Consider the following 24,632-nt stretch of genomic DNA (forward strand, 5'->3'; position numbering starts at 1 on the left):
CTTTATTCTATAATAATGCTAATCACCCTTCCTATTTACCTGTTTGTTCGTGTAATCTAATTGTTGAAGTGCCTCAAGGGCAGCCCCTCTAACTTCTTTATTAGAGTGGTTCAAATAGGATTTCAATATTCTTTCATACCTTACGTTTTCCGAGTAACCCAAAAAACTTAGTATATAAGATACATTTTCCTCATTTGAATTCTGCAACGCAGAAATCAAGAGTGTATTTATTTGATTGATAAATCCCATCGTTACAAAACCACCGCGTGTAAGGCGGCAGCATCCAATACTTTTGGCATTGAGCATCCCACACCTTCATCATTTAATCTACTGAAAATTGTATGTAAATAAGATTAACATAACGAAAGGGCTATTTCAATAAGTATTGTCTAAATTCCGATAGTTTCTTTCTAAGTGCTTTCTAAAGCACAAAACCTACCGCTTTCCCTTCCCTTTACACACGGTCGGGCGTTTACGATAGGTTTATGCTTTGAAATTCCACGATCGAATGCTCGTGATTGGGCTATACCGCTTCACACCATCGGCTCACTTCACACCATCGGCCCACTTCACGCCGTCATACATCTCACCCTGTCACGCGAACACTGTCGCTTTTACGCTCCCACAAAATCGTCAAGCTAAACAACGTCACGAGCACCGTAGCACCCATGTCGGAAATGATCGCGATCCACAACGTCAGCAGGCCCGGAATCGTCAGCAGCAAGGCGAGTAACTTCAAACCGAGAGCGAAGGCGATGTTGAAGCGAATCGTACGATTCACCCGTTTGGCGACGGCAATGGCGCTCGGAAGCTTACCTAAGTGATCCTGCATTAACACGACGTCCGCCGTTTCAATGGCGCTGTCCGTACCTTTACCCATCGCGATGCCTAAGTCGGCCGTCGCGAGTGCCGGTGCGTCGTTGATGCCGTCGCCAACCATCGCGACTTCGCCCTTGCCCGCCAACGCTTTTATTTTCTCGACCTTGTCTTCCGGCAACAAGTTACCGTAAGACGCATCCACCCCGACCGCTTGCGCCACTTTTTCCGCTGTTTTCTCGTGGTCACCTGTCAGCATCACCGTCTGGTGCACGCCCGCACGGTGTAAGGCATCGATCACCTCGCGACTTTCTGCGCGAATTTCGTCGGCGATGCCGAAGATCCCGAGCACGTGCGCGCTGTCGGCCACGAGGACGAGGGTGAGCCCTTCTGCCTTCATTTGCTCAATATCGCGCTGTACGTTCGCCGGAACGGCAATGTGAGCGATGCTTTTCTCATTGCCGACCGTGTAAATCTCCCCATCGATCGTCGCCTGCACACCTTGGCCGGGAATCGCCTCGCTATCGTCTGGCTCACTGAGCGGAACGCCGCCTGGCGCCATCTCCCGCGCAACCTCCTGCATAATCGCTTGTGCCAACGGGTGGGCTGACGACTTCTCCACCGCCCCCGCCACTGCAAGAAACCGCTCATGGTCGTAAGTGATTTTTTTGGCAACGTGTGGTGTCCCTTTCGTTAACGTCCCTGTCTTGTCAAAAGCGAGTGTATCGATTTTACCGAGCTGTTCGAGGTACACGGAACCTTTCACTAAGATGCCGTTGCGCGCGTTGCGCGTAATGCCGGCAATGTTGGCGATCGGCGAAGAAAGAATCAACGCACACGGACAACCGACGATGAGTACGGCCAACCCTTGGTAAAACCAGTCGCCCCACGTCCCACCGAACAACAGCGGCGGCACCGTCATCACGACGATCGCAATGACGATGATGAGCGGCGTGTAGTATTGTGCAAACCGATTGATAAACAATTCGGTCGGCGTTTTCGTCTCTTGCGCTTGTTCGACGAGGTGCAAAATCTTCGCCAGCGCCGAGTCTTCGTACGGTTTGCCCACTTTCACTTTTAAGACGCCTTCGTTATTTACACTGCCACCGAACACATTGTCGCCATTCTGTTTGTCGACAGGTAGCGACTCCCCGGTGATCGCCGCTTCGTTGACTGAACTTTTCCCTTCGATGACGAAACCGTCGGACGGCACTTGATCGCCGGGACGGACGCGCACGATGTCACCGACTTGCAAGGAGGCGATCGGCACGATGCGCTCGCCGTCACCGTCGATTAAGAGCGCTTCTTTCGGCGCAACTGCTAACAATTTCTCCACGGAGTCGCGCGCCTTTTCCATCCCGAGCCCTTCCAAGTGTTCGTTGAGGCCGAATAAAATAGCAACCATCGTCGCTTCTTTCCACTCACCGATGCACACCGCGCCGATTAAAGCGATTGTCATGAGTGTATCAATGTTAAACTTGAAGCGCACTAAATTTTTTAACCCTTTAATAAACGTTTGACGCCCGCTGAGAATTATCGCCGCGAGGTACAGCGGAATGGCGACATACGCGTAGCCGCCGAACGAAAGCGCCACAATAAAAATGACAGCAGAGGCAATCACCTCGGTCGGTAAATGTTTTGTCCATTGCCACCGCCTACTTGCTGCTGTATCGCCTTGTGCGGCAGACGTCTCCAAGCGAACGCCGTCGGTTGCCAATATTTTTTGTACTTTGTCTAAATCCGTAGCTTCGTCGACCGTTAACTTCCCTAGCTGATAACTGATCGAGGCAGACTCGCCGCCGGGAAGTTCATTGATTTGTTCTTGTAAATCGGCTGCGCAGTTCGGACACGATAAACCGACTAATTTGTAATCTCTCACGGTAAGCCCACTCCTTCCCCACTTGCACGTCAGTCATGCTGTGCGTGCTTAATCGTCTGCTTAAGTATGTCCATGACGTGCTGGTCGTCCGGCGAATAAAAAATGGTCGTCCCTTCACGTCGAAACTTCACAAGGCGTAAGTTTTTCAAAAAGCGTAGCTGATGAGACACAGTAGACTGCGCCAACGATAAATGTTCGGCAATATCGTTCACGGAATGCTCTTTTTCTGCGAGCAAATGTAAGATGCGTACGCGCGTCGGATCCGCCAACGCCTTAAACGTCTGGGAAACGATAAACAACGTTTCTTCATCTAGTGGCTCATTTGATCCAGACTTAGCAACAACCGCCTTCTGTTCCTCTTTACTCGTTTGCTCCTTTTTGTTCACGTATATCCCACTTTCCATATGTTTTCCAAAAACCGTATCGCAGTTGCCTACTTTGCTTATATGTGCATATGCTCATATATCTAATAACAATATATAACAACTTTTCGGTACTGTCAATGCGTATTAACTACAACGTAACAGTAACAGCTTATAACGGCCCGTCCACTTTTATTGCAGTCATTTCACATGAGCACTGTCACCTTACGACTACACGGGTCATACGCTGGCTAACGATCGCACTAATGTCACCATTTGTCAATTGACGACACAACGGTGACCATCATATAATTATAGTAAATAGTTTACCATGGGCAATTTATTATCTCTAGTACAAAAGGTAAAGGGGAGAGAAACTATAATGACCAAAGCAAATAAATTCCCCCTCAATGACGCGCAAGTCGGCGATCGCGTACGGATCGTGAACGTGGCGATCGAAGGCACGATGCGGCGTCGCCTGCTCGATTTAGGATTTATTCCCGGCGCGATCGTCGAAGTGTTACAAAAGAGTCCGTTAGGCGACCCGATTGCATACTATGTCAGCCACACGACCATTGCACTGCGTCAAGAAGAGAGTTCGCAAATTTTTGTTGAAATATGTTGAAATAATAGAAAGAAGGGAACCGGCATGAGAAGCCGCGAATACCGTATCGCGTTGGCAGGTAACCCCAATACTGGAAAAAGCACCTTATTTAACTTACTGACGGGGTTGCGTCAACATACAGGCAACTGGCCGGGCAAAACCGTCCTCCTCGCCGAAGGTACGCTCGAACACGGCGACTACACGTATACATTGATCGACTTGCCCGGTACGTACTCGCTCTACTCCAACTCTGCGGACGAAGAAGTCGCCCGGGATTACATTATTTTTGAAAAACCGGACGTCACTGTCGTCGTGTTAGACGCGACAGCGATTGAGCGAAACATGAACTTAGCGCTGCAAGTGTTAGAGATGACTGACCGCGTCATCGTCTGTGTCAATTTAATCGACGAAGCGCGCCGCAAAGGCATCACCGTCGACGCGAAAAAACTGTCCGCCCGCTTAGGTGTTCCCGTTCTTACAATGTCTGCCCGCAACCGGGAAGGCATTGACGAGTTTTTGCACATCCTAGAGCAAATGGCGACAGGGCAACTCACCACCGACCCGATCCAAGTGACATACAGTGACGAGATGGAAGCAAAAATAGCACAGCTGGAACCACTCGTCCTCGAAGCCGTCGGCGAGGCGTACCCCACCCGTTGGATTGCACTGCGCTTGTTGGACGGCGATGAACAACTACTCACTTCACTGCGCCAAAAGTTACAAGAGGATTACGAGGAAGTGACCGCCTATGAGCATCCCGTTCGCGTTGGATCTTAAGGCGTTTGACAACGCCGCCCTCGAAGCGAAAAAGTTACACAGCGCAGACAGTCGCGATGAAATCGTCACTCACATCTACCAGACGACGCAAACGGTGTGTGACGGCGCGATCACTTACCCGGAACAACCGAAATTGCGTTCACAAACGTACGACAAAATTTTAACGTCACCGATCTGGGGCTTCCCGATCATGCTGGCGATGCTCGGGATCGTCATCTATTTAACAATCGCCGGAGCAAACGTCCCTTCCAATCTATTGGCACAAATGTTCGGCGTCATCGAAGGGTATTTGACCGCTGCCTTCAACGCCGTCCACGCCCCGGGATGGCTGCACGGCTTATTAGTGCTCGGCCTTTACCGCGGCACGGCGTGGGTGATCAGCGTCATGCTGCCGCCGATGGCCATCTTTTTCCCGATGTTTGCCTTACTAGAGAACCTCGGCTACTTGCCGCGCGTCGCCTTTAATATGGACCGCCTATTCAAAAAATCCGGTGGACACGGCAAGCAGTCGTTGACGATGGCGATGGGCTTTGGCTGTAACGCGGCGGCAATCGTCTCCACGCGCATCATCGAATCGCCGCGCGAGCGAATGCTGGCTATCTTGACGAACAACTTCGTCCCGTGCAACGGCCGCTGGCCCATGCTCATATTACTGTCGTCACTGTTTATGGCTGCCGGGTACACCGGTGGGTTCCAAACGTTCGTCACCGCAAGCATCGTCGTCGGTATGGTCTTATTCGGCATCGTCGTCACGCTGACTGTCTCATGGGTGCTGTCGAAAACCGCCTTGCGCGGCGTACCGACCCATTACACGTTGGAACTGCCGCCTTACCGTCGCCCGAAGTTTTGGAATACAGTCATCCGTTCCTCCGTCGACAAATCGTGGTCGGTGTTAAAACGCGCTGTCGTCATCGCCGCCCCGGCCGGGCTCATCACGTGGATTTTGGCCAACATTACGGTCGGCGATCTAAGCGTGTTAGAACATATGGCCGCCTTCTTCGACCCGTTTGCCCGCTCCTTAGGCATGGACGGCTTTATTTTAATGGCGTTCATTCTCGGACTACCGGCAAACGAAATCGTTTTGCCGATTTTGTTAATGGGTTATTTAGCGACAGGCGCAATGGTCGACGCCGACGGTATGGCCGGCATTAAAAACATTTTCGTCGCGCACGGCTGGACGTGGCTAACCGCCCTCAACACGATGCTTTTTTCGCTCTTGCACTACCCGTGCGGCACGACGTTATTTACGATTTATAAAGAAACAAAAAGCGCGAAGTGGACCTTCTTGTCCTTCGCGATTCCGACAGTGATCGCCATCGCCGTCACGTTTGTCGTCGCACAAGTCGTACGCGGCCTCGGCCTCGTCTAGAAAGCACGCGAGGCTCCAATTGACGTACCCTTTCTCATACAGCCGACATTACACGCGACACAAGCGATTTAGCGTCGGCTGTCGCTTTTTATTCGTTTGAACGCTGCTTGTGCTTCTTCCTAACGATCCCCCACACGAACACCGCAGTGACGATCACAAATAAAGTAAACGTGTACGATGTCCAATCCTTTATCGAAAAAGCTATGTGACTCGGACGGTTCGGGTGCAATTGATTCACCAATCCCCAAATGAGTAGTGCTACCGGTAGGATAAAAGGACCATACTCTCCTTTATGCGCCCCTTTCCTTTTTTGCAAATGAGCCAGTCCAAGTATAGAGGCGAGAAAACCGATCGTGATCTTGATATATACCGTAAAAATCCACACCGAACTAATAAACGCTTCCATCCGTTCAAAGACGGGGCTAACTGTAAGTTCGCGCAAAAGCGAAATGCCTGGATACAAATCGCGCCGCACAATATATACCCCCTGTACACCGAGTGTGACGACGACTTCGATGACGAGTGAGAGACCGCCGATTAAAATCGCCAGCAAAAACGTGCGCGATACGTGCCGTTTTTGATTAATAAAGGTGAAAAAACTGCCTATCAGGATCAGTTCAAAAAAAGGAAAGCCAAGCGTTACATAGGTGCCGTGCCAAATCGGGAACAACCCTTTTGCAAAAACGGGCTGCATATTGTTCAAGGTAAACTGATTGAGTACTAAGAGCAGTGATCCATAAAAAAGGAAGAATAATAGCGGACTGAGCACTTCGTTCAACTTGCCGATGTTGCCAACACCTTTACTTGCCGAGTACATCGCTAGCGCTAGCATGACTAATTGAAAAATCCACGGGTTCGTCTCGGGCATGACGACGTCGACCATATAGTCACTTACATTGCGGACGACGAGTGCAGTTAAATGGATTGAGAAAAAAACGATCGCCACCGTCACTAAACTCCCCAACCATTTACCGAGCACGCGGTCAAATATTTCGTATATGGACGCATAGTCGTAGCGACTGAGCAAATAAATCCAGCCCATATTGAAGAGGAGTCCTACTCCTGTCGCAAGCAACGTCGAGAGCCAAGCGTCGGTGTACGCAAACTTAGAAGTTAAAGACGGCACAAACAAAAACGAGCTACCGATTATGAAATTGATCACCATGAGAAACAGTTGCCACTGGCTCAGTTTACTGTTCACGTCGTTCCCCCGCTGCTCTTATTCTTCTTGGAAACGATCCCCCAAATTAAGACAGCCATCACGAGCAAATAATACGAAAACGTGTACGGAGTCCAATCTTTTATAGTCATCTCCATAAAGTTGGAACGATTTGGGTGTAGCTGATTGCTTAAACTCCATATTAGAATGGCAGTAGGCAAAATATAATGCGTGTACGTTCCCGAACGACGTGCGAAAGAAGTGCCCGTTCCACCTTCCGCACCTGCTTTTGCACCTGTTTGTCCCCGTCCCCCTCCTGCTGTACCCTGTAAATGCGCCAACCCGAGGAGAGCAACTAAAAATGCGACCGTTATTTTAATAAAAATAGAAAAAATCCATACAGAAGCAATGATTGGTTCCATCCGTTCAAACACGGTGCTTAACGTAATGTTGCGCATAATCGTGATACTCGGATACATATCTCGCTGCGCGACATACGTCCCGCTCACACTGAGCACGGCGACGACAGCGACACCGAGTGCCAACCCACTGATTAACAGGCTAGACATATATGCCCGGATGACGTGTGTTTTGTCCGTAAGAAACGTAAACAGTGCCCCGAATAGAATGAGGGTAAAAAAAGGAAACCCGAACAACGGAAACGCGCCGTGCCAAATCGGAGCCATCCCTTGCGCAAAAAAAGGCTGTAAATGCTGCAGTTTCATCTGGTTGGCGACGAGAAGACCTGAGCCGATAAAACAGACGAGCATAAGCGGAGAGAGCACTTCGTTCACTCTCCCAATATTAGTGGCACCGTGATGAACCGAATAGGCCGCTAGTGCGAGCAAACCCACTTGATACAGCCACGGGCCTGTCTCTGGCATGACGACGTCAACCATAAAGTCACTCGCATCGCGCACGACGAGTGCACAAAGGTGGACAGCGAAAAAAATGAGCGCGACCGTAACGATTTTTCCAAGCCACTTACCAATCACCAAGTCAGAAATTTCGAAGATGGACATGTAATTGTATTTGCTTAACAAAAAGATCCACGCACCGTTGCACGCCACCCCGACAGCTGTGGCGAGAAATACGGCTAGCCAACCGTCCGTTTTCGCGTGCAACGCGGTAATCCCTGGTGCGAAAAGCAGTGAATTGCCGACGATAAAATTAATCACTGTCAAGGAGAGTTGCCACTGGCTCAGTTTATGGGTCATGTCGTTCCCTTTCGCTCAACGTATATTTTTTCATGATGTCCTCCCGAACAGCCACTCGTAAACGGGATCGTAAACGCGCTGTAACCAGTCGGCGATCGGGAAGACGTTATAGCCGAGCAAGTAGCCGCCGGTATAGACGATTGTCACTAGCCATGTGACAATAAGTACGACATTGTTTGCTAGCTTATTTTTTCCGCTCGTGGACACTTTCTGATCTCATTCCCGTCGTCATAATTTGAATATGCGCACTTACCTTCACCTTGAGTGCTGGAAGGTCTTTGCGCCAATTTTTTTTTCGCTTCTCCCACTCGCGCGGCTTCTTGCGGTATAGCGCATCACCAAACCCAAAATTATCTATCCGATGTTTCTTTGCTTTCACCACGGCCTGCAACATTTTTTCTTCTAGAAAGCGTTCGGTCAGTTGCTGTAGCTGTTGGATGGTACGCTCATCCTCGACCTTCGCGTCAAAGTTGATTTCTTTTAAAATCGCCTCGCCCTTCACCTTCACCCGGTAACTTAGGTGCTCACCCTTAAGTTCTGGCGTTAGCTTAGTTCGCACATTACGCAATAAAATCCCGAAGGAACTGTGCTGTCTCTCATTTGGAATGCGTAGCAGCATACTCCCCTTGTAGCGATCGCTCATGAGCGTCCACCCGAGCGATTCGTCTAACGTCATCCAATCGAGGAGACGACTCTCGCGAAACAGAGCTAGCCCGGTCAAGCGAAACGCATCGCGATTGGCGTCGATATGTTCCAATTCCTTTGTCGTTTTCGCTTCTTCGGGAGTAGTTCCCGGCTCCACCCCGTGCAACACCGGATCGCGATTTTCGCCGTAGCGCCAACGAATGACATCTTTTACTCCGATGACTTGTTGCCCGTACGAACTGCCTGATATCATCACGCTGTCTCTTAGCGCCATGCCAGGATTTTTTTCTATCGGCGTATAAACTTTAAGAATACTACCGGCAGTTGTTCCTTTAGCGACGAAAAATAAATATGTTCCACGCAATTCATTACTGCGTTCGAGGAGATCGACGATACTGTCCAATCCTCGCTTACGCGCGAACTTTTCTCCGAGCACGATAAAAAATAAATGCGGATAAAACAGTTGCCTCGAGACTAAATTATCCGCTTTCGCCAACGCGTCGACAAATGTCGTACCTGTCGTTTCAAAAGTGTATACGCTTCCGCCGGACATCCCGCCCATTTGGCCCGATTGCATACCGCCTGTCGGATTGACAACCTGCAAGTAGACGACGATCTTCCCGTCCTTTTCATCGATCCCTAACGCGGTTACCAACGCTAAATCGGTTAATTCCCGCTTGGCAGCACAGGCGGATAAGAGCATCCCGGCTAAGACCGTCCACGTCAGCACTGACGCACATAAGGCGGCAATTCTTTTTTTACCTTTTTTCGGTACACTTATCGGTTCTGTCGTTTGTTCTGGCATGGCCACTTCGCATCACCTATTACTTTTTGCGCGATTGGATAATTTTTTGTAGAGGCTCGTCTTACTCCACCTGAGTGGAAAACGAAACAACGTATCTTTTTGCTGCAGCCAGTCAAACGGAGCAATCGGGGCGAAATACGGCTGGCCCATCGACTGTAATGCACACAAATGGATGAGCAAAGCGACAAAAAAGACGGCCATGCCGAACAGTCCCGCCGTTGCTGCGAGTACCATCAGGAGAAAGCGTAGCATGCGAATTGTTCCGCCAAAACTGTAATACGGAGCTATAAAACTAGCGATTGCCGTCAACGATACGACGATGACGATCGCCGACGACACGAGACCCGCCCGTACAGCTGACTCTCCGATGACGATTGCGCCGACGATGGAGACGGCGGGCCCGATCGGCCGCGGCATACGGATCCCCGCTTCACGCAAAATTTCAAAAATCGTCTCCATAAGTAAAGCTTCGAGAAAGGCGGGAAAGGGGACTCCTTCCCGCTGGGCCAGTAAACTAATCAACAGATCTGTCGGGATTAACTCTTGATGGAAGGTCGTAACGGCGATATATAACGCGGGTAAGCCAAGCGCAATCGCAAAGGCGATCACGCGTATGATGCGGATAAAGGTAGCGAGGTCGAAGCGCTCGTAGTAATCTTCTGCCGCTTGAAAAAAAGAGATAAACGTCGCTGGTGCAATTAGGGCGAACGGCGAGCCGTCGACAACGATGACAACCCGCCCATCGGAAACGTCTGCGGCAGCGACATCCGGGCGCTCCGTTGACTGGATCGTCGGAAATGGCGTATATTTTCGCTCTCCGATCAATTCTCCTAGCATGCCACTGTCCAATATTTTATTTGCTGTGACGTTTTCCAACCGCCTGAGCACTTCCGAAAGCACATCGCGATTGACGACGTGTGCCATGTAGACGACAGCAATTTTCGTGCGTGTCACTTTTCCGACAGTCATTTTTTTTACGCGCACGTCTGGATGGCGCACCTTAGCGCGAATAAGTGCCGTATTGACGGCTAGCACCTCAACAAACCCTTCGCGCGGACCGTGAATGACCAGTTGACTCGCCGGTTCCTCGACATTGCGCTTCTTTCCACCGGCGACAGCGAGGGTATAGGCGTGGAAACTTCCCTCCAGGAATAAAACGACTTGCCCGGTTAACAGCGCTTCGATCACCTTGTCCATGTGCGTGTGCCGCTCAATGCTGGACACTTCAACCCGCGCAATGAACTGTTCTGAGGTAACTTTTTCGCGTTTCTGCGGCTGATACGAAGTGAGCGGGGAAATAATAAAATCGTAAACCGATCCTTCCTCGACGAGGTTATCAATATATAAAAGACTGCAAGGAACAACGGCCTGCGGCAGTTCACGACGAACTAAGTCGTCACTCGCTAATACGTTTGCGACGTGGGTCGTATTCGCTTGTACGCCTGATGCAACCGTCACCCGACTCAATGTCGACGAGCCGGGAGCAGTTGTCGTCTCGTGCTTGTAGCGTCGCCACCTTTTGTGTTGTTGCCACCGTTTGAACACTGTGGTTACCCCCTCGCTTTCCTCGATAGTGTGTGCCGAACTTGTTTTTTTATGCAAGAATGGGCACGTATGAACGACATCGCAGGGGAACTCATGGCGGCGCAGGGATGGGACGCGGTTTCACCCGGCAGGGGCACAACTGTTACCTTGTCAGAACCGTCGCTTATGTTTCGCTCGTCCACTGGCCTAACCGCGCGAGTAATTGCGGGAAGGAAGGGACGTCTAAGTCAGAACTGCCGTGATCCCGCACGGTGTCGTACGCTCGCACGACAGTGCCGTAATATTGCAGTTTACCGCTGTTCATAATGAGTAGCTTGTTACTCAACTGTTCTATTTCTTGGGCATCGTGACTGGAGTAGAGGATTGTCTTGCCACGTGTGCCGAGTTTCTTAATGAATGTCACAATGTCTTGCTTCGATTGAATGTCGATGCCGACAGTCGGCTCGTCCATGATGAGAATGTCCGGATCGTGCAGCAAGGCGACGGCGATGTTCAACTTGCGCTGCATGCCTCCCGACAGACGACTCACTTTTGTCGTTACCTGCTGCGTTAACCCGACGATGTCCGTTATGTGCGCGATACGCGCGCGGGATACGTCGGCACCGGCCATTTTTGCCCAAAACGATAAATTGTCTCGCACTGACAGATCGGTATACAGCGCCAAGTCTTGCGGCACGTAGCCAATTCCCCGGCGCACAGCTTTCACCTGTTTTACACTATCCTTCCCGTCGATGGCGATCGTTCCCGCGGAAGGTTTCAACACGGTAGCGATCATTTGCATGAGCGTCGATTTTCCAGCCCCGTTTGGACCGACGACACCGACGAGATCGCCACGTCCGATGTGTAACGTAAGCGGTTCGACGACTGTTTTTTTCGCGTATGACTTTGTGAGTGCGTTAAGCGCGATCATGACGTCCCTCCAACAGTAGCAAACTTATACTTAACAACACGACACCCGCGGCGGCAAACACGCCGAGCGACGGCAAAATCTTTGGGACGGTCGTCCAAAAATCGCCTTCACTAAGCGTCCCGCGCACGGCCGACAGCAGCCACTGTTGCGGCGTTAGCGCGGCGAGCGATGCAAATCGGCTCGATACTTCGGCCAAGTTAATAAAGCTGCCGCCGATGACGCTCGTTGCGACAACTGTCATTAAGCCGAATAAGTGCATCTGCTTGTGCCCCCGTGCAAAACTGGCAAACAACGTAGCGATCGAAAAACAGGCGCCGATATACGCGGAGACGACGACGCATACGAGCACTATCCGCCACCAAGAAAGCGAAGCACCGGAAATAAAGTAGCCCGCCGCAAGCAGAAAACTGACAAACACGAGTAACGAGGCACCACAGCCGTTGCCGACGATGTAGCGCAACTTGCTGGCACCAACGACTGACACACGTGTCAACACATGCTGTTGCTTCTCCTTGACCAGCCAATCGTTTAAGTAAAAAGTGAGCAACATGAGGGCGAGGGAAAGTAGTCCGAATGCCCGCATCCCTTCGTCAGTTAGTTTGTGCGCTTCCGTGGTGGGGGCGTCTGTGCTAGCTGTGTTGCGCACCTCGGGATTCACGTCCCCCGCTCCGTCTGTATCCTCGTTCGGGCGAGCCGCATCCACTTTGCCGCGGAGGTCATCGCTTTCGGTATCATCGCCATTCAGCGAAAGGACGTCGCCGCTTTCACGATATACCATCGTCGCCAGCGGTTCCGGCTCCCACTGTGCATCCGTATAGTGCCACGCTTCCTGCCACAGCGGTTTTTTTTCTTGCGCCGTAATGAGACCCTTCTCCGTATAGTAGGCGACGACGTCGTTCGCAGCCGTTGCATTGCTTACGAAACGCATAGTTTCACTCGCCACGACTTCTTTTAGTAAGCCGCTAGAGAGCGAGGCCGGCGATTCAATTAAGTCGACAAGCTCACGGTATTGCCCTTGCGCGATGTTCGCCTGAAAGCCCTCCTTAAAGACGAACGCAAGATCGGCCGTCTGTGCTTCAATGCGCCGTACAGCTTCTTTGCGCGAACACATTTCGAGAGCGACGTGCGGCGTCTTAGCGACACGGGCGATGACGGTCCGCGAATAGTCGCTGTCGTCTTCGTCGACGACGGCGATCGGAATTTTCCCTTCTACGACAGTTTTAGAGATGACCGTTTCGAGAAGGGCGACGACGAGGAGCGGCAAACACAACAATAACAGTAGCTGCTTCGGGTTATGTACGATGATTTTCATGCGGTAAAACATAAACGTAATAAACTGCTTGGCGCGCATCGCAACCTCACCTTTTATTGCCTATCAAATATTGCCTATCAAATATGTCTTTATCGACTTCTTACGCGATCTTTTAACCTCTCGCACAACGTTGCAGCCGCTAGAAGTAACAACGCGCTTACCGATAATACAGCGGCACTAGCCCAAACTTCGCTCGCCTCATCGAGGAAAAGCGCGTGTAACGTCGCTGACACGATCCATCTGACGAGTGTAAATTGGCTAAGCGTCTCAAAAACTTCCGGTAAATAGGCGAGTGGCAACACCGCGCCACCGACCACCGCCATACTGACGATCGCTGCGAGCGCTAGGAGCGCCTTGGCACCCTCTTTGAGCGGCAAAGAAGCAAAAAACGTAAACAACGCACTGACAGCGAGGACGGCAGTGAAGGTAGCGACGAGTAATAGCAGCAGTGATCCGCTCGCCGACAGATCGAAAGCCGACCCGTCTAATAACAGAGCAAGTAACAGTAAAACGCCTGCGACCTGTACGAGTAAAACAATCGATAGAAATGTAAAGTTAGCGACGACAGCCGTAAGCGGGCGGACCCCAAACAGCGCCAGCCGCTTTTGGAGTGCCTCGTTTTCTGCCGTCCCGAGTTGTGACAACCCGAGTAAACCGGCGAACGTCAGTAGCACCGTGCCACCCGCAACTGCATAGTAGTCATGTGGTGAGAATCCGCCTAGCGCCGATACCGTCTCTTCTGCAAACACCTGCTTCCGGCCTAACGTTTGCAAAGAATAGTCAGCGATGAGTTGTTTTAACGTCTGACTGAGCGCCTCGCTGTCCACCCCAGCCTCACTTAAGTAGTGGTAGACTGTATTGATACCGCTTTGCGCTGCAGTCACAAGACCGAGACCCGCTTCGAGCATCGACTTAAACAAGCTGGCCTGCAATGGCCGCTGTGCGTTGCCGATCACTTCGATCGGGACGTTTTTACCACTGCGCATCTCTTGCGCAAAGTTAGCTGGTAGCCGGACAAGTACGGCAACGCCATCTTCCGTAAGCAGCTGCTCTCCTTTTGCGTAATCGACGCGGACGAACCGGACGATCTTCTTAAAGTCGTCCGCCGCTTCAAACTGGCGGATTAACGTTCGCGTCTCAAACGAATTGTCTTCGTCGACGAGCGCCACTTGAAACGGTTCAACAAAGCGGTTATCCGCAATGAGAGGTTCCAATCCGTACGAGAGAAACGCAGCCAAAAAAAGTGGTGCCAACAGCATAACTGCTAGCGGAAATGGCTGTTTTAAGACCGCTTTTAGTTTATATGTAACGAGTGCAACAACTCTCATTGCATCGGTTCCACCTTAATAAGTACTATTAAATACGTATGATCATTATTGCTCTTGTGCGTAACTGGCCGTTTTTCTAGTTCCAGTACGTAAGGCATTGTCGCTAGCTATAAAAAAGAGGGCAAGTGCTGCACACACTTGCCACCTTCTGCTTTGCTGTTACTGTTGAACGAGGTTCGTTCGTCCTATAGCCCGAGCGAACCTTCGAACAACTGTTGGTTATTCATGATAAATTCTTGCAGGCGCTTCTGCATTTCCTCTACGATCTTTTGCAGTTCCTCGTCCGATTGCTCAGCGACGTTTACCCCTTCATTTTTCAAGTTCGGGAAGGTCGGTTTATCCTTAAAGCTCGTCTTCGACTTCACATCAGCGGTGAAACCGATGGTGCGCCCCAATCCGGCGTCGACACTAAGCCCGAAGTCAATTGCGGTATTTGAGTGACCTTTCCCGAGGTTTTGATCCGTCTTGCGATTGTAGTGACCGTTAATCGGCAGTTCATCCGCCCCGATTTCACTTTCTAACTCAGGACTTATTACCGTCACAGTGAAATCCGTTTTTTCGTCACCTTTCTTTCCTTTCGTCGTCGACTTATATGTTAAGCCGAATAGGTCTTCCTCGTGTTCCGTCACTTTTAGCGCGAAGTCGAGCGCGCGCTTGTTCTCACTCGTTACTGTTTTCGCACTCGCGTTAATTTTTCCGCCAACGTCTTCCGGAACCTTCATTTCCAACTTCCAATTGCTTTCATTCTTTTTGTCGTCTTTATCCCAGTCTTCCGATTTATAGGAAAGATCGACGGTTTCGTCGGCATTGTCTTTTTGAGCAATTTTCAGCTTCACATCGCGGCTAACGATCGTTTCGTTTTTGTCGACCAGGACGACCGCTTTATAGCCACCGGGAAACTTCACATCGTCTACGCCGTCCTTCGCTCTTTCGATAGCTTCTACAAGCTTTTCTTTAAATTCTTCCTTTAACTCCTCCCCATACGCCATCGGGAATTGGCCAAATACTTGCCCGTAAAGGAACTCGGAGAGACTTTTATCTTTCTCGATTTTACCTAATAATCCTTTCATTACTTTTTTCACTTCTGCCTCCGACAAAGAAACGGTCAGTTGGCGCATTTTTTCGCCGTGAAACTCGACATTTTTTTCTAATGTCACGTGCTCATCTTTAATAAACTGGGCCAAGTACTCCGCGTAGTCTTTACCGATTTCGTTTAATTCTTTGAGTGTTTTGGTCGCATCGGCTTCAATGAAGTACTCAATTTCTTCCGGTCCGTCGTATGTAGGATCCATGCGACGGGCAAATTCACCGAGCTCTGCGTTCGGTAAATACAAGTAGTCGTCGTACAATACCGGTACTTGAAATCCTGTTTCTTTTTTCGAGTGAAACAGATTCACGTCGGCAATGGGCGTATCGTTCAAATGGTAGCCCATCGAAACGGCAGCCTTTTCTTTTTTCGGGTCCAGCTTACTGACTATTTTAATCTTTGAGTCTTCCAACAACTTCTGTACCATCGCGAGATCCGGAACTTGACTTTCCATCCCGTCTGCTTGTAACCCGAAACGAACTTCCATCTCGTTAACCGACGGTTCTTTCCCCGATTTTTCCGCCAGTTCCCATTCGTCCTTGTACGTATCTTTTAACGACTCTATCGCTTTTTCGTACGTGTTTACTTCTGCCGCTAAATATAGTTCGAGCGGACTCTTGCTAAAAATAAACGCGTATGATAACCCGCCTGCAACGAGCACTAAAACGGCCACTAGGGCGATGATCATGAACCCTTTACCTTTGCCTTTCGGCGCGGGTTGGTTCGGATTCACTTCCGTTGACATGTCGCTCATTTAAGTCCCTCCACCTTTTTTGTTTTTTTTCAGAGCAAATAACTATTTGTCTTATATGTATATATACGCAGGACGTCACGCTAGGTTCCGCATATATTTTAAGAAAAAACTTATTCATGTTCCGTTATAAACTAGCGAATAGTTATAGATGTCAATTTTTTATATTTTTCTTAGCTGCTAAATGGTGAAATTTACGCTTGCAACGTATTCACTGTCATTCGAGGAGACGGAAACACGAGCTATTTACCCTGATTCTACTACTCTAGCAAAAATGAGTACGCTGATCAATCGGCAAATTTCACTTCTCTTAAAGGAAAATAATTCCAACAGCTATTGTTTCAATAGCGATCCCTTTAAAAGCCCGGTGAAAAAGTCGTCATCGAAGTTATAATCGTATAAAATAGAGTGAGTGACAAGATCTTGTGAAATGAGGTATGTGTCAAGCTTTACTCGACGACCTTACAGGATCAAGGATTTAAAGACCTAAATATGTCATTCCCTAACGTTCACTTGTTGTCCGCCCTTGAGGAGTTAACTCTTCAAGGACGGCGATTAACCACCTTATCCAAATACCCAATAGCACTTGAAGCTGATGCGGCACCTACTTGGATCCTGCCAACTTGAACCCCAATGTGATCCGACTTACCTATTCGCCTCGCATGGCGTTTTAGTTTTTGTGTCACTTGGCGGTTGGGCCAGACAGTTAATAATGCCTGTCTCAACGTCCCATTGGTAACGCCTTGTTGTACTTTGGCGATGGCTTGAGCCCCTTCTTCACTCCAGTACATGCCACGACGTTTCATGCGGTATGCCAGACGTCTCTGGTTCGATTCCATGCATCCCATCCTACGAGCATTTTTTGGCACGTCTGGACTAACCTCACGCCAGTCGCAGAGGATCTCCCAGTGCCCTTCAAGATACTTCTGCATGTTCTCGATACGCTTTTCCTCTCGCTCCGTCTCTGCATTTCCCTGTGCCGTATCAATCACCGCTTTAAACCTATCCTTATTTTTTTCGGATATTGCCTTTTCAATTTGAGGAATGAGCCTTGGCTGGCGGCTCAACCCGCGACGAATACTCCTCTTTACGTGAAAAGGATCCAATTGGCGGACAACCGATGTCGCTTCAGAAAAGGTATTTTGAACGCGTTCCTCAGAGATCCATGAAGCCGCATCCGCATTAGTCGCCACATGTGTATGTGAGAGATCCCAACGATGTCGAATCGCTGCATAACCTATTTCCCAAAAGTCATCCACCGATTCAACGGTAGAAAAGACGTGACGATCTGTTAACGAGACACGCTGTCCGTTTTGCTCCCACCCGGTATAGGCAAGCATATTTTTGATCTCTATTCCTTTGCCTCTCCCTTTGACGTATAAGCCATCTGCTTCGCAATATAAGTGCTTAACGGACGGAGAGTTAGGAATTACCGTATCCTCAAAAATTCGATCCCTTTTTTCAGCATCCATGACAGCTTGAGCTTCACCTGCTTCTTTTACTAAGCGCTGAAACGTCGTATGGCTGATCGTTATACCGGCAAGTTTTTGCGTGACCTCTGAGGCGAGGCGGTAGGTCATTCCCGGCGCTGCAGCTAACTCTGCTCCGAGCATCATAAGGTCTGGGCTGTATCTTTTACGGCGTTTTAAACCGATTGCCTCATCGACAGGGTAATGTGCGTTTCCGTTTCGGTCGTACATCAAGTGGCGTTTATAGGACACTGTCCCAAAAAAACTGGTGAACTCCCGGCTGTCCAATCGCTCACTTTTCCAACCGTATTTTTCCTTGTAATGCGTCGTCATCATCTGATCGAGCTGCTCCAAAAATTCTCCGAACAGATCAGCCATCACTTCCATCAGGCGAATACGTAAGCTTTCCCAAAACGACAACATATCTGTAGACTGTTCCAAGATAGTAGCGATTTCTGGTATAATGGTTTTCAAGGAAGACCTCTCCTTTCGTGGTGGTTAGGAGTACTATTTAGGTCTTCCTTTTCTATATTCTCCCTCCAAATTCCTGCTAAAACCCTTCGAGAGAAATGTTACACATACTGAAATGAGCGTGAGAGCCTTGAAAGCACAAAAATCATCCGCAACCCAACCGCAACTGTTTCAATTCATCGATATGGAAGCACTCATACCCAAAAGTCATATTTTACGACAATTAAATGAAGCGATCGATTTCTCCTGCGTTTACGACTGGGTGGCTCCGTTATATACGGAACGAAGTGGACGACCGGCTGCCGACCCGGAACGCATCGTGCGATTGATCCTACTTTCCTATTTATTTAACCACTCCGAACGCGGCCTGTATGAGATACTTCCTATGCATGCGGGATACTTGTGGTTCTGTGGGCTCGATTTTGAATCAATTCAACATCCTGATCCCTCCCGCCCATCGCTACCGGATCGGACGACGCTTGTCAAGACTCGGAAACTTTGGCGGCAACACGGTATATTTGAAAAGCTTATGGTTCATGTAATCAATCAATGTATTGCAGCAGGATTGGTCAAGCCCGATGTTCACGTTGGCGTCGACGGGACTCAGGTGCGGGCTAACGCTTCGATTCACAGCTTAAAAGAAATGACTTGTACACCCGTAGAGTCCATTGAGGACTATTTGGCGAGAATCGCTCAACAAGACGGTCAAGCTGAACCGTCTTCATCGCCTCATGACACCGACGATGACCCGCCATCGTCTCCCGGTTCAGCCGACAAAGCATCGAGAAAAAAACAGGGACTGCAGGAAGAAGCCACACATGAGAACTTTCACGGAAAGACTTTTTCTAACGCGACACACCGCAGTAAAACAGACCCTGATGCACGGTTGTATAAAAAGGCAAAGGGGCAAGAGGCTCACCTACGGTATTTAATACACAATGTAACAGATGTCACATCGGGCGTCATTTTGTCGACACAAGCCAGCATAGCATCTGGAGTGGCTGAACGTGAAACGAGCATGCAACAACTTGCGGCGATTCGTTTTTGTCATCCGACCATTCGTGTGTGCACCCTTTCAGCCGATAAAGCATACGGTACGCCAGACTACTTGAATGCCCTGTTCGAACAGGGGATGATCCCCTTGGTTTCTTTGCGAAATCTAACATTAGAGGACGTCCCTACATGGAAACGCCAAACGCGAAACCCTAAATTACAACGCAAACGGCTGGCCAAAGTCAAGGCCGTTCAGGTTAAGAATAAAGCGAGACTTATTCAGCTATCTAGTAAGTATCGCCACCTCCAAAAGCTACGCACGCGATGCGAGCATATATTTGCCGAGAGTAAATGTGATCACGGACTCGACCGCGCACGCAGCCGGGGACTAGACTGCATGCAAGAACAAGCGCTATTGACAGCAATGGTTCAGAACCTCAAAAGACTTTGCCGGTTCCGGTTTAAGAAAAAACCAACTCAAACCGGGATTTTGGCATGCCAAAATCCAACTCGCAGGACAATAGGGACAAAGGTTTCCATGTTTTTTTCGTCACTATTATCGTTAATCGCTTCGCTTCACTTACAGGTAAGGCGGTTTAGTTGATTTAAATCACCGGGCTTTTAAAGAAAAGGGTTAGACAGGTTTGTCAGCGCTCCCCGCGCTCGCTATAATGAAGAGGTACATCATACTTACAGTTTGGAGTTGAATACTCAATTATGAGACTGTTCCTTATTTTAGGTGCGTTCAATATGTTCCTTAGCGTCGCCCTCGGCGCGTTCGGCGCCCACGGCCTAGAAGGAAAAGTATCTGAGCGCATGTTAGCCAATTGGCAAACCGGTACGCAATACCACATGGCGCATGCTCTCGGCTTGCTCTTGATCGCCTTACTCGCTGGCAAGCTTAGTGACTCGGCACTCGTTACTGCTGGTGGCTGGTTCATTGTCGCTGGCATCGTCCTCTTCTCTGGCAGCTTGTACGTGATGGCTTTAACGAACATCACCAAGCTAGGTATGATTACGCCGATTGGCGGCGTGTCGTTTCTCATCGGGTGGCTGCTAGTGATGTATGCAGGCATTCGGCATTTGTAATGGAGCGAAGCGAGGCCATCGTCAATTTAAACTGTGGCCTCGTCGTCTCCCCCTTCTCTGGCTCTTGGGAACATCGACGCCAGTTACAAACACGTTGCGTTCACTGGCAAACACGTTGCGTCACTGGCAAACACCTAGGTGCTACTCGGGGCGCTGTGGCACCCAGGCGGAAACCGTCGGAACGAATCCAACGACGTCTATAGGCTGCATCCGCGGTCGTTGCCGCCTGAATGATCATAAACAGTCCCCTCTCTCCTCGCATTATTTTTAATATTTTACACGTTTTACTCAACTTGCACAGCATACATTCGCTGCTTCACGACTGTGAGGGCGCACGAGCATCTCGGGTATCCTGGTAATCTCGGGATCTATATGTAAAGCGTGACATCGTATAAACCGAACATTTAGGTCTTGCATTTGCGAGCAACTGCTATGTTATATATATGTAACATATATAACATGTGTCTAACAGATATAACTCATGGCGGCAGTTTCTCAACAGTCAAGGTGAATAAAAAAGGAGGTAGCTACATATGTCCAAACCGTCGCTCGTCAATTGGAAACTGTTTTCGTTGTTGCTTATTGGGGGGGTAATCGGCTCTCTGGCGGTGCTCCCCTATCAACTGACACTCACACCGACCGACGTTCCCCTCCCCGCAATCATTCTCAACGCTTTGATCAATGGCGTTCTCATTCTCGCTCTCGCAACATTTCTCGGATTATTACTGGCACAAAAGGTGGGCTTAGGTGCACCCATTTTAGAGAAGGTTGTCTCCGGTGAGAAAGTTTCTATTAACTGGTCGCGCTACGTCGGAATGTCTGTTTTATTCGGTGTCGCCGCAGCCATATGTATTATCGTGTTCGATGGAAGTTTCGCCGCGTTTATAGCCGTCGAGACGCCCGCTGCGGAAACAGTAAGCAGGCCGAGTTGGTGGCAAGGGTTACTTGCCTCGCTTTACGGTGGGATCACTGAAGAAATACAGCTTCGCCTCTTTTTTATGACGCTCCTCGTTTGGTTGTTTGGTAAAGTGACAAAAAATGCGCATCCGAAAACGAGTTCCGGCATCGTGTGGACAGCTATTATCGTTGCCGCAGTACTGTTTGGTGTCGGACACTTACCGCTCGCTGCTGCCATCGAACCGCTTACCACGTGGATCATCCTCCGGGTCATCGTCTTAAACGCAGTTGGCGGGATCATCTTCGGATGGCTTTACTGGAAAAAAGGACTGGAGGCCGCGATGATTGCCCATTTTTCTGCTGACATCGTGCTACACGTTTTGCTTCCGCTCATCGCCGCATAAGGAGACTTAGCCACGGGGCGAGTGAAAACCGACTCAGTTGAGCGAAAATAATACGGTGCGTACTCACCGTCTTACGCACCGTATTTTCTGTTCTTGCCGCGGCGTTGTCGTACGATCAAAATAACGGCGATGAGGAGTAGGAGGACACCACAAACTATAATGACGATATTCCTAATGTGCGGAATAGCAAACTGCACATTGATCGTGTTGTCTTCGACCGGATTAATTTCCCAGACGATTGTTTTACCGTCATTCTCCACCGTAGTCCCATTGTGGGTCACACTTAAATCGTACGGGAGCGTCAGTTTCGCCTGTAAGTTCATTTGCTTTAAAAAATGACCGATCATCTGATCTTCAAAGTCTCCGAGTTTACCCAAAAGTAGTGGCGATTGACTGTACAACACCTTTTGCACGTTGACGACGGCTTTTACGTCGTACTTCTTTTGCAACAGCGTTTCTTCGACGCGAGAGTCGACTCGCCAGCCGCGGTCGTTCGCTTGTTTCGTTGCCGGTTGCTCCCCTGTCGTATCGGTGCGCTTTTTTTGCTTCTGTATGTCGCCCGCCATTTTTTTTAGCTCGCGCAACGAATAATGCCTCGTCCCGACATAGCCGGTGTATCGGTCATCGCCGTACGCTTCCGGTTGCAAGTTCATTTTGTTGAGGTTCTTTTCAACTTCTTTTAGCAACTCGCCGGAGTAATTGGCGATCTGTTTATCGAGGCCGACGGTCGTATGTAGATCGACACTGAAATCTTTGTTGACTTCCACTTCCACGATCCCTTGTGCACAGCCCGTCAGAGCGACTGTAACGACAAACAGTAGAACAAGTGGCACCGCGTTTCTGTTACGCCTACGCCCCATACATCGACACCCCCGCAGCATCCAGTTAAACCGTTCGATCCACACTAGAAAAATTCACCATTAGACTAGTTTACGTCCACTGCCAAAACATTTATGCGCAAATAGAGGAAACGACAAACAGTTGTCACGAACGCACACTTGTCGTAACGGACAGTTGTTGCCAACGCGCAATCGTTGCGAACGGACTTGTGTGTTGCGACCAGACAGTTGTCGCGAAAGCGCGATTAGCGCAATTGTTGCGAACGAAAAAGCAGTCGCTACCAGTTGCATCTCAATCGCAAACGACTGCCCAGTTTCCGTCGACTGTCGCTTCGATCGTTCCCCGTTCGCGAATGTAATCGGCGATAAGCTCGGAAACGTCTATCGGAATGTCTTTAATGACCGGCTTTCCTTGGAACATAAAATAGTCGCCGCCGCCTCCGGCGCGGTAGTTGTTCATGACGACGTCGTACGTGCCGTCCATGTCGAGCGGTTCGCCGCGATAAGTCAGTTTGACGACGCGTTCGCCGACTGGCCGTGAAATATTAATGACGTAGTCGATCCCTTCCCACATGTCATAGTTGTAATGTTGCGGCTTCGGCTGTTTGAAAGAAGCGCTCACTTCAATTGCCCCACCGGTGTACGGTGCAAAGTAGGAGGCGCTGCGCTCAAGAGCTGCTTTAATATCTTTGCCTTGTAGGCGGAGGACGCGCAAGCTGTTCGGATAAATGTAATTGGCGACGACGTCGCGCATCGTCACGTCACTCGGCAACCCTGGCGCGTAATTGTCGAATAGCGCCGTGTTCGAAATATCGACTCCGGCGTAAGCCATTTGCACTTTGTTAAAAAACTCGATTAAGGCGTTATCTTTAAGCCTAATCTGCATCGGATCGTGTACGCGCATATCGCCTTTAATGTGGCCGATTGGCTGGTCGAGCCACTGCTGGGTTTTTACTTCGTACGGCTCGGTCATGCGCACGACTGTTTCATCTGGCGTCACGCCTGCAGCGGATAGCAACTGCACCCCTTTTTCCACAATCGCCCAACCGCCTGCCTTCTTCTCGACTGTCAATGTCACCTTTCCGAGTGCCGTCCCTTGGCTACCCGGTTGCACGATCGCGACGCCGTTCACGTCGTCCTGTGCAAGTAAGCGGTGCTGATGACCCGTTAACAGGACGTCGATCCCCGGCACTTCGTAGCACAAGCGATACCCTTGGTTTTCTCCCGTCTGCGCCTCTGTCTCTCCCCCGCCTTCAAGGTCGCGTTCAAATCCGCCGTGGTAAGAAACGACAAGCACATCGACGCCTTCTCGGTCGCGTAAAACCGGCACCCACTCTTTCGCGGTTTCCAACGCGTCGCGAAAGTCGAGCGCGGCAATGTGGGCCGGCTTTTCCCAGTTAGGTATGTAATGTGTCGTCAAACCGAGTACCCCTACCTTTAAACCGCCCGGCAACGTCTTGACGATGTACGGCTTTCCGTAGTACGGTTCATCGGTCCCTTTTTTGACGATGTTTGCCGACAGCCACGGAAACTTAGCTTCACGCATCGCCTTCTGCAGAACATCTTGTCCGTAATTAAACTCGTGGTTGCCGAATACGGCTGCGTCGTACTTGAGCTCGTTCAACGCGCTAACTAGCGGGTCGACCGGTTCGTTGTCGATACAGGCGTGGTAATACGACAGCGGCGTCCCTTGAATTAAATCGCCGTTGTCGATTAAAAGCGTATGCGGGTTTTGCTTCCGCTCGCGGCGAATGAGCGCAGCCAGTTTGGCAAGCCCAAGTTCCATCGGGCGGTTGATCCCGTAATTGAGTGGAAGAATGTTGCCGTGGACGTCACTCGTTTCCAAAATCGTCACTGTCTGTCTCGTGCCTTGCTTTTCCATGAAAACACCTTTTCCGTTCCGA

General features: G+C 49.9%; 19 protein-coding genes. 6 read left to right on the forward strand and 13 right to left on the reverse strand.

Features of this window, described 5'->3' with window-relative positions; all coding sequences use genetic code 11:
• Positions 1-586: 586 nt before the first annotated feature.
• Together BN1247_RS10225 and BN1247_RS10230 are read right to left on the reverse strand one after the other, a co-directional pair.
• Positions 587-2,695, reverse strand: coding sequence for a heavy metal translocating P-type ATPase (locus BN1247_RS10225; RefSeq protein ID WP_054950297.1), 2,109 nt, complete (start codon positions 2,693-2,695; stop codon positions 587-589).
• 29 nt (positions 2,696-2,724) lie between these two features.
• Positions 2,725-3,099, reverse strand: a complete 375-nt coding sequence (locus BN1247_RS10230; protein WP_082415890.1) for an ArsR/SmtB family transcription factor — start codon at positions 3,097-3,099, stop codon at positions 2,725-2,727.
• Positions 3,100-3,439: 340 nt separating this feature from the next.
• Here BN1247_RS10230 and BN1247_RS10235 point away from each other — a divergent pair, with 340 nt between their 5' ends.
• The 3 genes from BN1247_RS10235 to BN1247_RS10245 are packed head-to-tail and all read left to right on the forward strand — an operon-like array spanning position 3,440 to position 5,807.
• Complete coding sequence (locus BN1247_RS10235; protein WP_054950299.1) at positions 3,440-3,682, forward strand: FeoA family protein; 243 nt, start codon at positions 3,440-3,442, stop codon at positions 3,680-3,682.
• Positions 3,683-3,706: 24 nt separating this feature from the next.
• The gene (locus BN1247_RS10240) at positions 3,707-4,438 is read left to right on the forward strand and encodes a FeoB small GTPase domain-containing protein (protein ID WP_054950300.1); all 732 of its coding nucleotides are present in this window, start codon (positions 3,707-3,709) and stop codon (positions 4,436-4,438) included.
• Positions 4,410-5,807 (forward strand): nucleoside recognition domain-containing protein, encoded by a 1,398-nt coding sequence (locus tag BN1247_RS10245; protein ID WP_054950301.1) that lies wholly within the window; start codon positions 4,410-4,412, stop codon positions 5,805-5,807. Before BN1247_RS10240 ends, BN1247_RS10245 begins: the two co-directional genes overlap by 29 nt.
• Before the next feature lie 88 nt (positions 5,808-5,895).
• Here BN1247_RS10245 and BN1247_RS10250 read toward each other — a convergent pair whose 3' ends face one another.
• From BN1247_RS10250 to BN1247_RS10290, 9 genes are all read right to left on the reverse strand, one after another.
• The gene (locus BN1247_RS10250; RefSeq protein WP_054950302.1) at positions 5,896-7,008 is read right to left on the reverse strand and encodes a GerAB/ArcD/ProY family transporter; all 1,113 of its coding nucleotides are present in this window, start codon (positions 7,006-7,008) and stop codon (positions 5,896-5,898) included.
• Positions 7,005-8,183, reverse strand: coding sequence for a GerAB/ArcD/ProY family transporter (locus BN1247_RS10255; RefSeq protein WP_054950303.1), 1,179 nt, complete (start codon positions 8,181-8,183; stop codon positions 7,005-7,007). Before BN1247_RS10255 ends, BN1247_RS10250 begins: the two co-directional genes overlap by 4 nt.
• Before the next feature lie 184 nt (positions 8,184-8,367).
• Entirely contained in the window at positions 8,368-9,633 is a 1,266-nt protein-coding gene (locus tag BN1247_RS10260; protein WP_231633423.1) for a Ger(x)C family spore germination protein, read from the reverse strand.
• Between the two features lie 12 nt (positions 9,634-9,645).
• The gene (locus tag BN1247_RS10265; protein WP_054950305.1) at positions 9,646-11,178 is read right to left on the reverse strand and encodes a spore germination protein; all 1,533 of its coding nucleotides are present in this window, start codon (positions 11,176-11,178) and stop codon (positions 9,646-9,648) included.
• A gap of 163 nt (positions 11,179-11,341) precedes the next feature.
• Entirely contained in the window at positions 11,342-12,088 is a 747-nt protein-coding gene (locus BN1247_RS10270) for an ABC transporter ATP-binding protein (protein ID WP_054950306.1), read from the reverse strand.
• Complete coding sequence (locus tag BN1247_RS10275) at positions 12,075-13,439, reverse strand: ABC transporter permease (protein WP_054950307.1); 1,365 nt, start codon at positions 13,437-13,439, stop codon at positions 12,075-12,077. Before BN1247_RS10275 ends, BN1247_RS10270 begins: the two co-directional genes overlap by 14 nt.
• Positions 13,440-13,489: 50 nt before the next feature.
• Positions 13,490-14,728, reverse strand: a complete 1,239-nt coding sequence (locus BN1247_RS10280; RefSeq protein WP_054950308.1) for an ABC transporter permease — start codon at positions 14,726-14,728, stop codon at positions 13,490-13,492.
• Positions 14,729-14,913: 185 nt separating this feature from the next.
• Positions 14,914-16,569, reverse strand: coding sequence for a DUF6583 family protein (locus tag BN1247_RS10285; RefSeq protein WP_054950309.1), 1,656 nt, complete (start codon positions 16,567-16,569; stop codon positions 14,914-14,916).
• A 539-nt stretch (positions 16,570-17,108) separates the two neighbouring features.
• A complete protein-coding gene (locus BN1247_RS10290) occupies positions 17,109-18,458 on the reverse strand; it encodes an ISLre2 family transposase (RefSeq protein WP_187119684.1) in 1,350 nt (449 codons plus the stop codon).
• 163 nt (positions 18,459-18,621) lie between these two features.
• On the opposite strand from BN1247_RS10290, the gene BN1247_RS10295 reads away from it, so the two are divergent.
• The 3 genes from BN1247_RS10295 to BN1247_RS10305 all read left to right on the forward strand — a co-directional run bounded on the left by BN1247_RS10295 (position 18,622) and on the right by BN1247_RS10305 (position 21,889).
• A complete protein-coding gene (locus tag BN1247_RS10295; RefSeq protein WP_054949221.1) occupies positions 18,622-20,103 on the forward strand; it encodes an IS5 family transposase in 1,482 nt (493 codons plus the stop codon).
• Positions 20,104-20,216: 113 nt separating this feature from the next.
• Positions 20,217-20,588, forward strand: a complete 372-nt coding sequence (locus BN1247_RS10300) for a DUF423 domain-containing protein (RefSeq protein ID WP_054950310.1) — start codon at positions 20,217-20,219, stop codon at positions 20,586-20,588.
• A gap of 533 nt (positions 20,589-21,121) precedes the next feature.
• Positions 21,122-21,889 carry a CPBP family intramembrane glutamic endopeptidase gene (locus BN1247_RS10305; protein ID WP_054950311.1) on the forward strand — a complete coding sequence of 256 codons (768 nt, stop codon included), beginning with the start codon at positions 21,122-21,124 and terminating at the stop codon, positions 21,887-21,889.
• 71 nt (positions 21,890-21,960) lie between these two features.
• Here the strand turns inward: BN1247_RS10305 and BN1247_RS10310 are convergent, their stop codons facing one another.
• Positions 21,961-22,749 (reverse strand): DUF3153 domain-containing protein, encoded by a 789-nt coding sequence (locus tag BN1247_RS10310; RefSeq protein WP_054950312.1) that lies wholly within the window; start codon positions 22,747-22,749, stop codon positions 21,961-21,963.
• 271 nt (positions 22,750-23,020) lie between these two features.
• Positions 23,021-24,610 (reverse strand): bifunctional metallophosphatase/5'-nucleotidase, encoded by a 1,590-nt coding sequence (locus BN1247_RS10315; RefSeq protein WP_054950313.1) that lies wholly within the window; start codon positions 24,608-24,610, stop codon positions 23,021-23,023.
• Positions 24,611-24,632 lie beyond the last annotated feature (22 nt).

Source organism: Numidum massiliense (assembly GCF_001375555.1).
Taxonomy (GTDB): Bacteria; Bacillota; Bacilli; order Thermoactinomycetales; family Novibacillaceae; genus Numidum; species Numidum massiliense.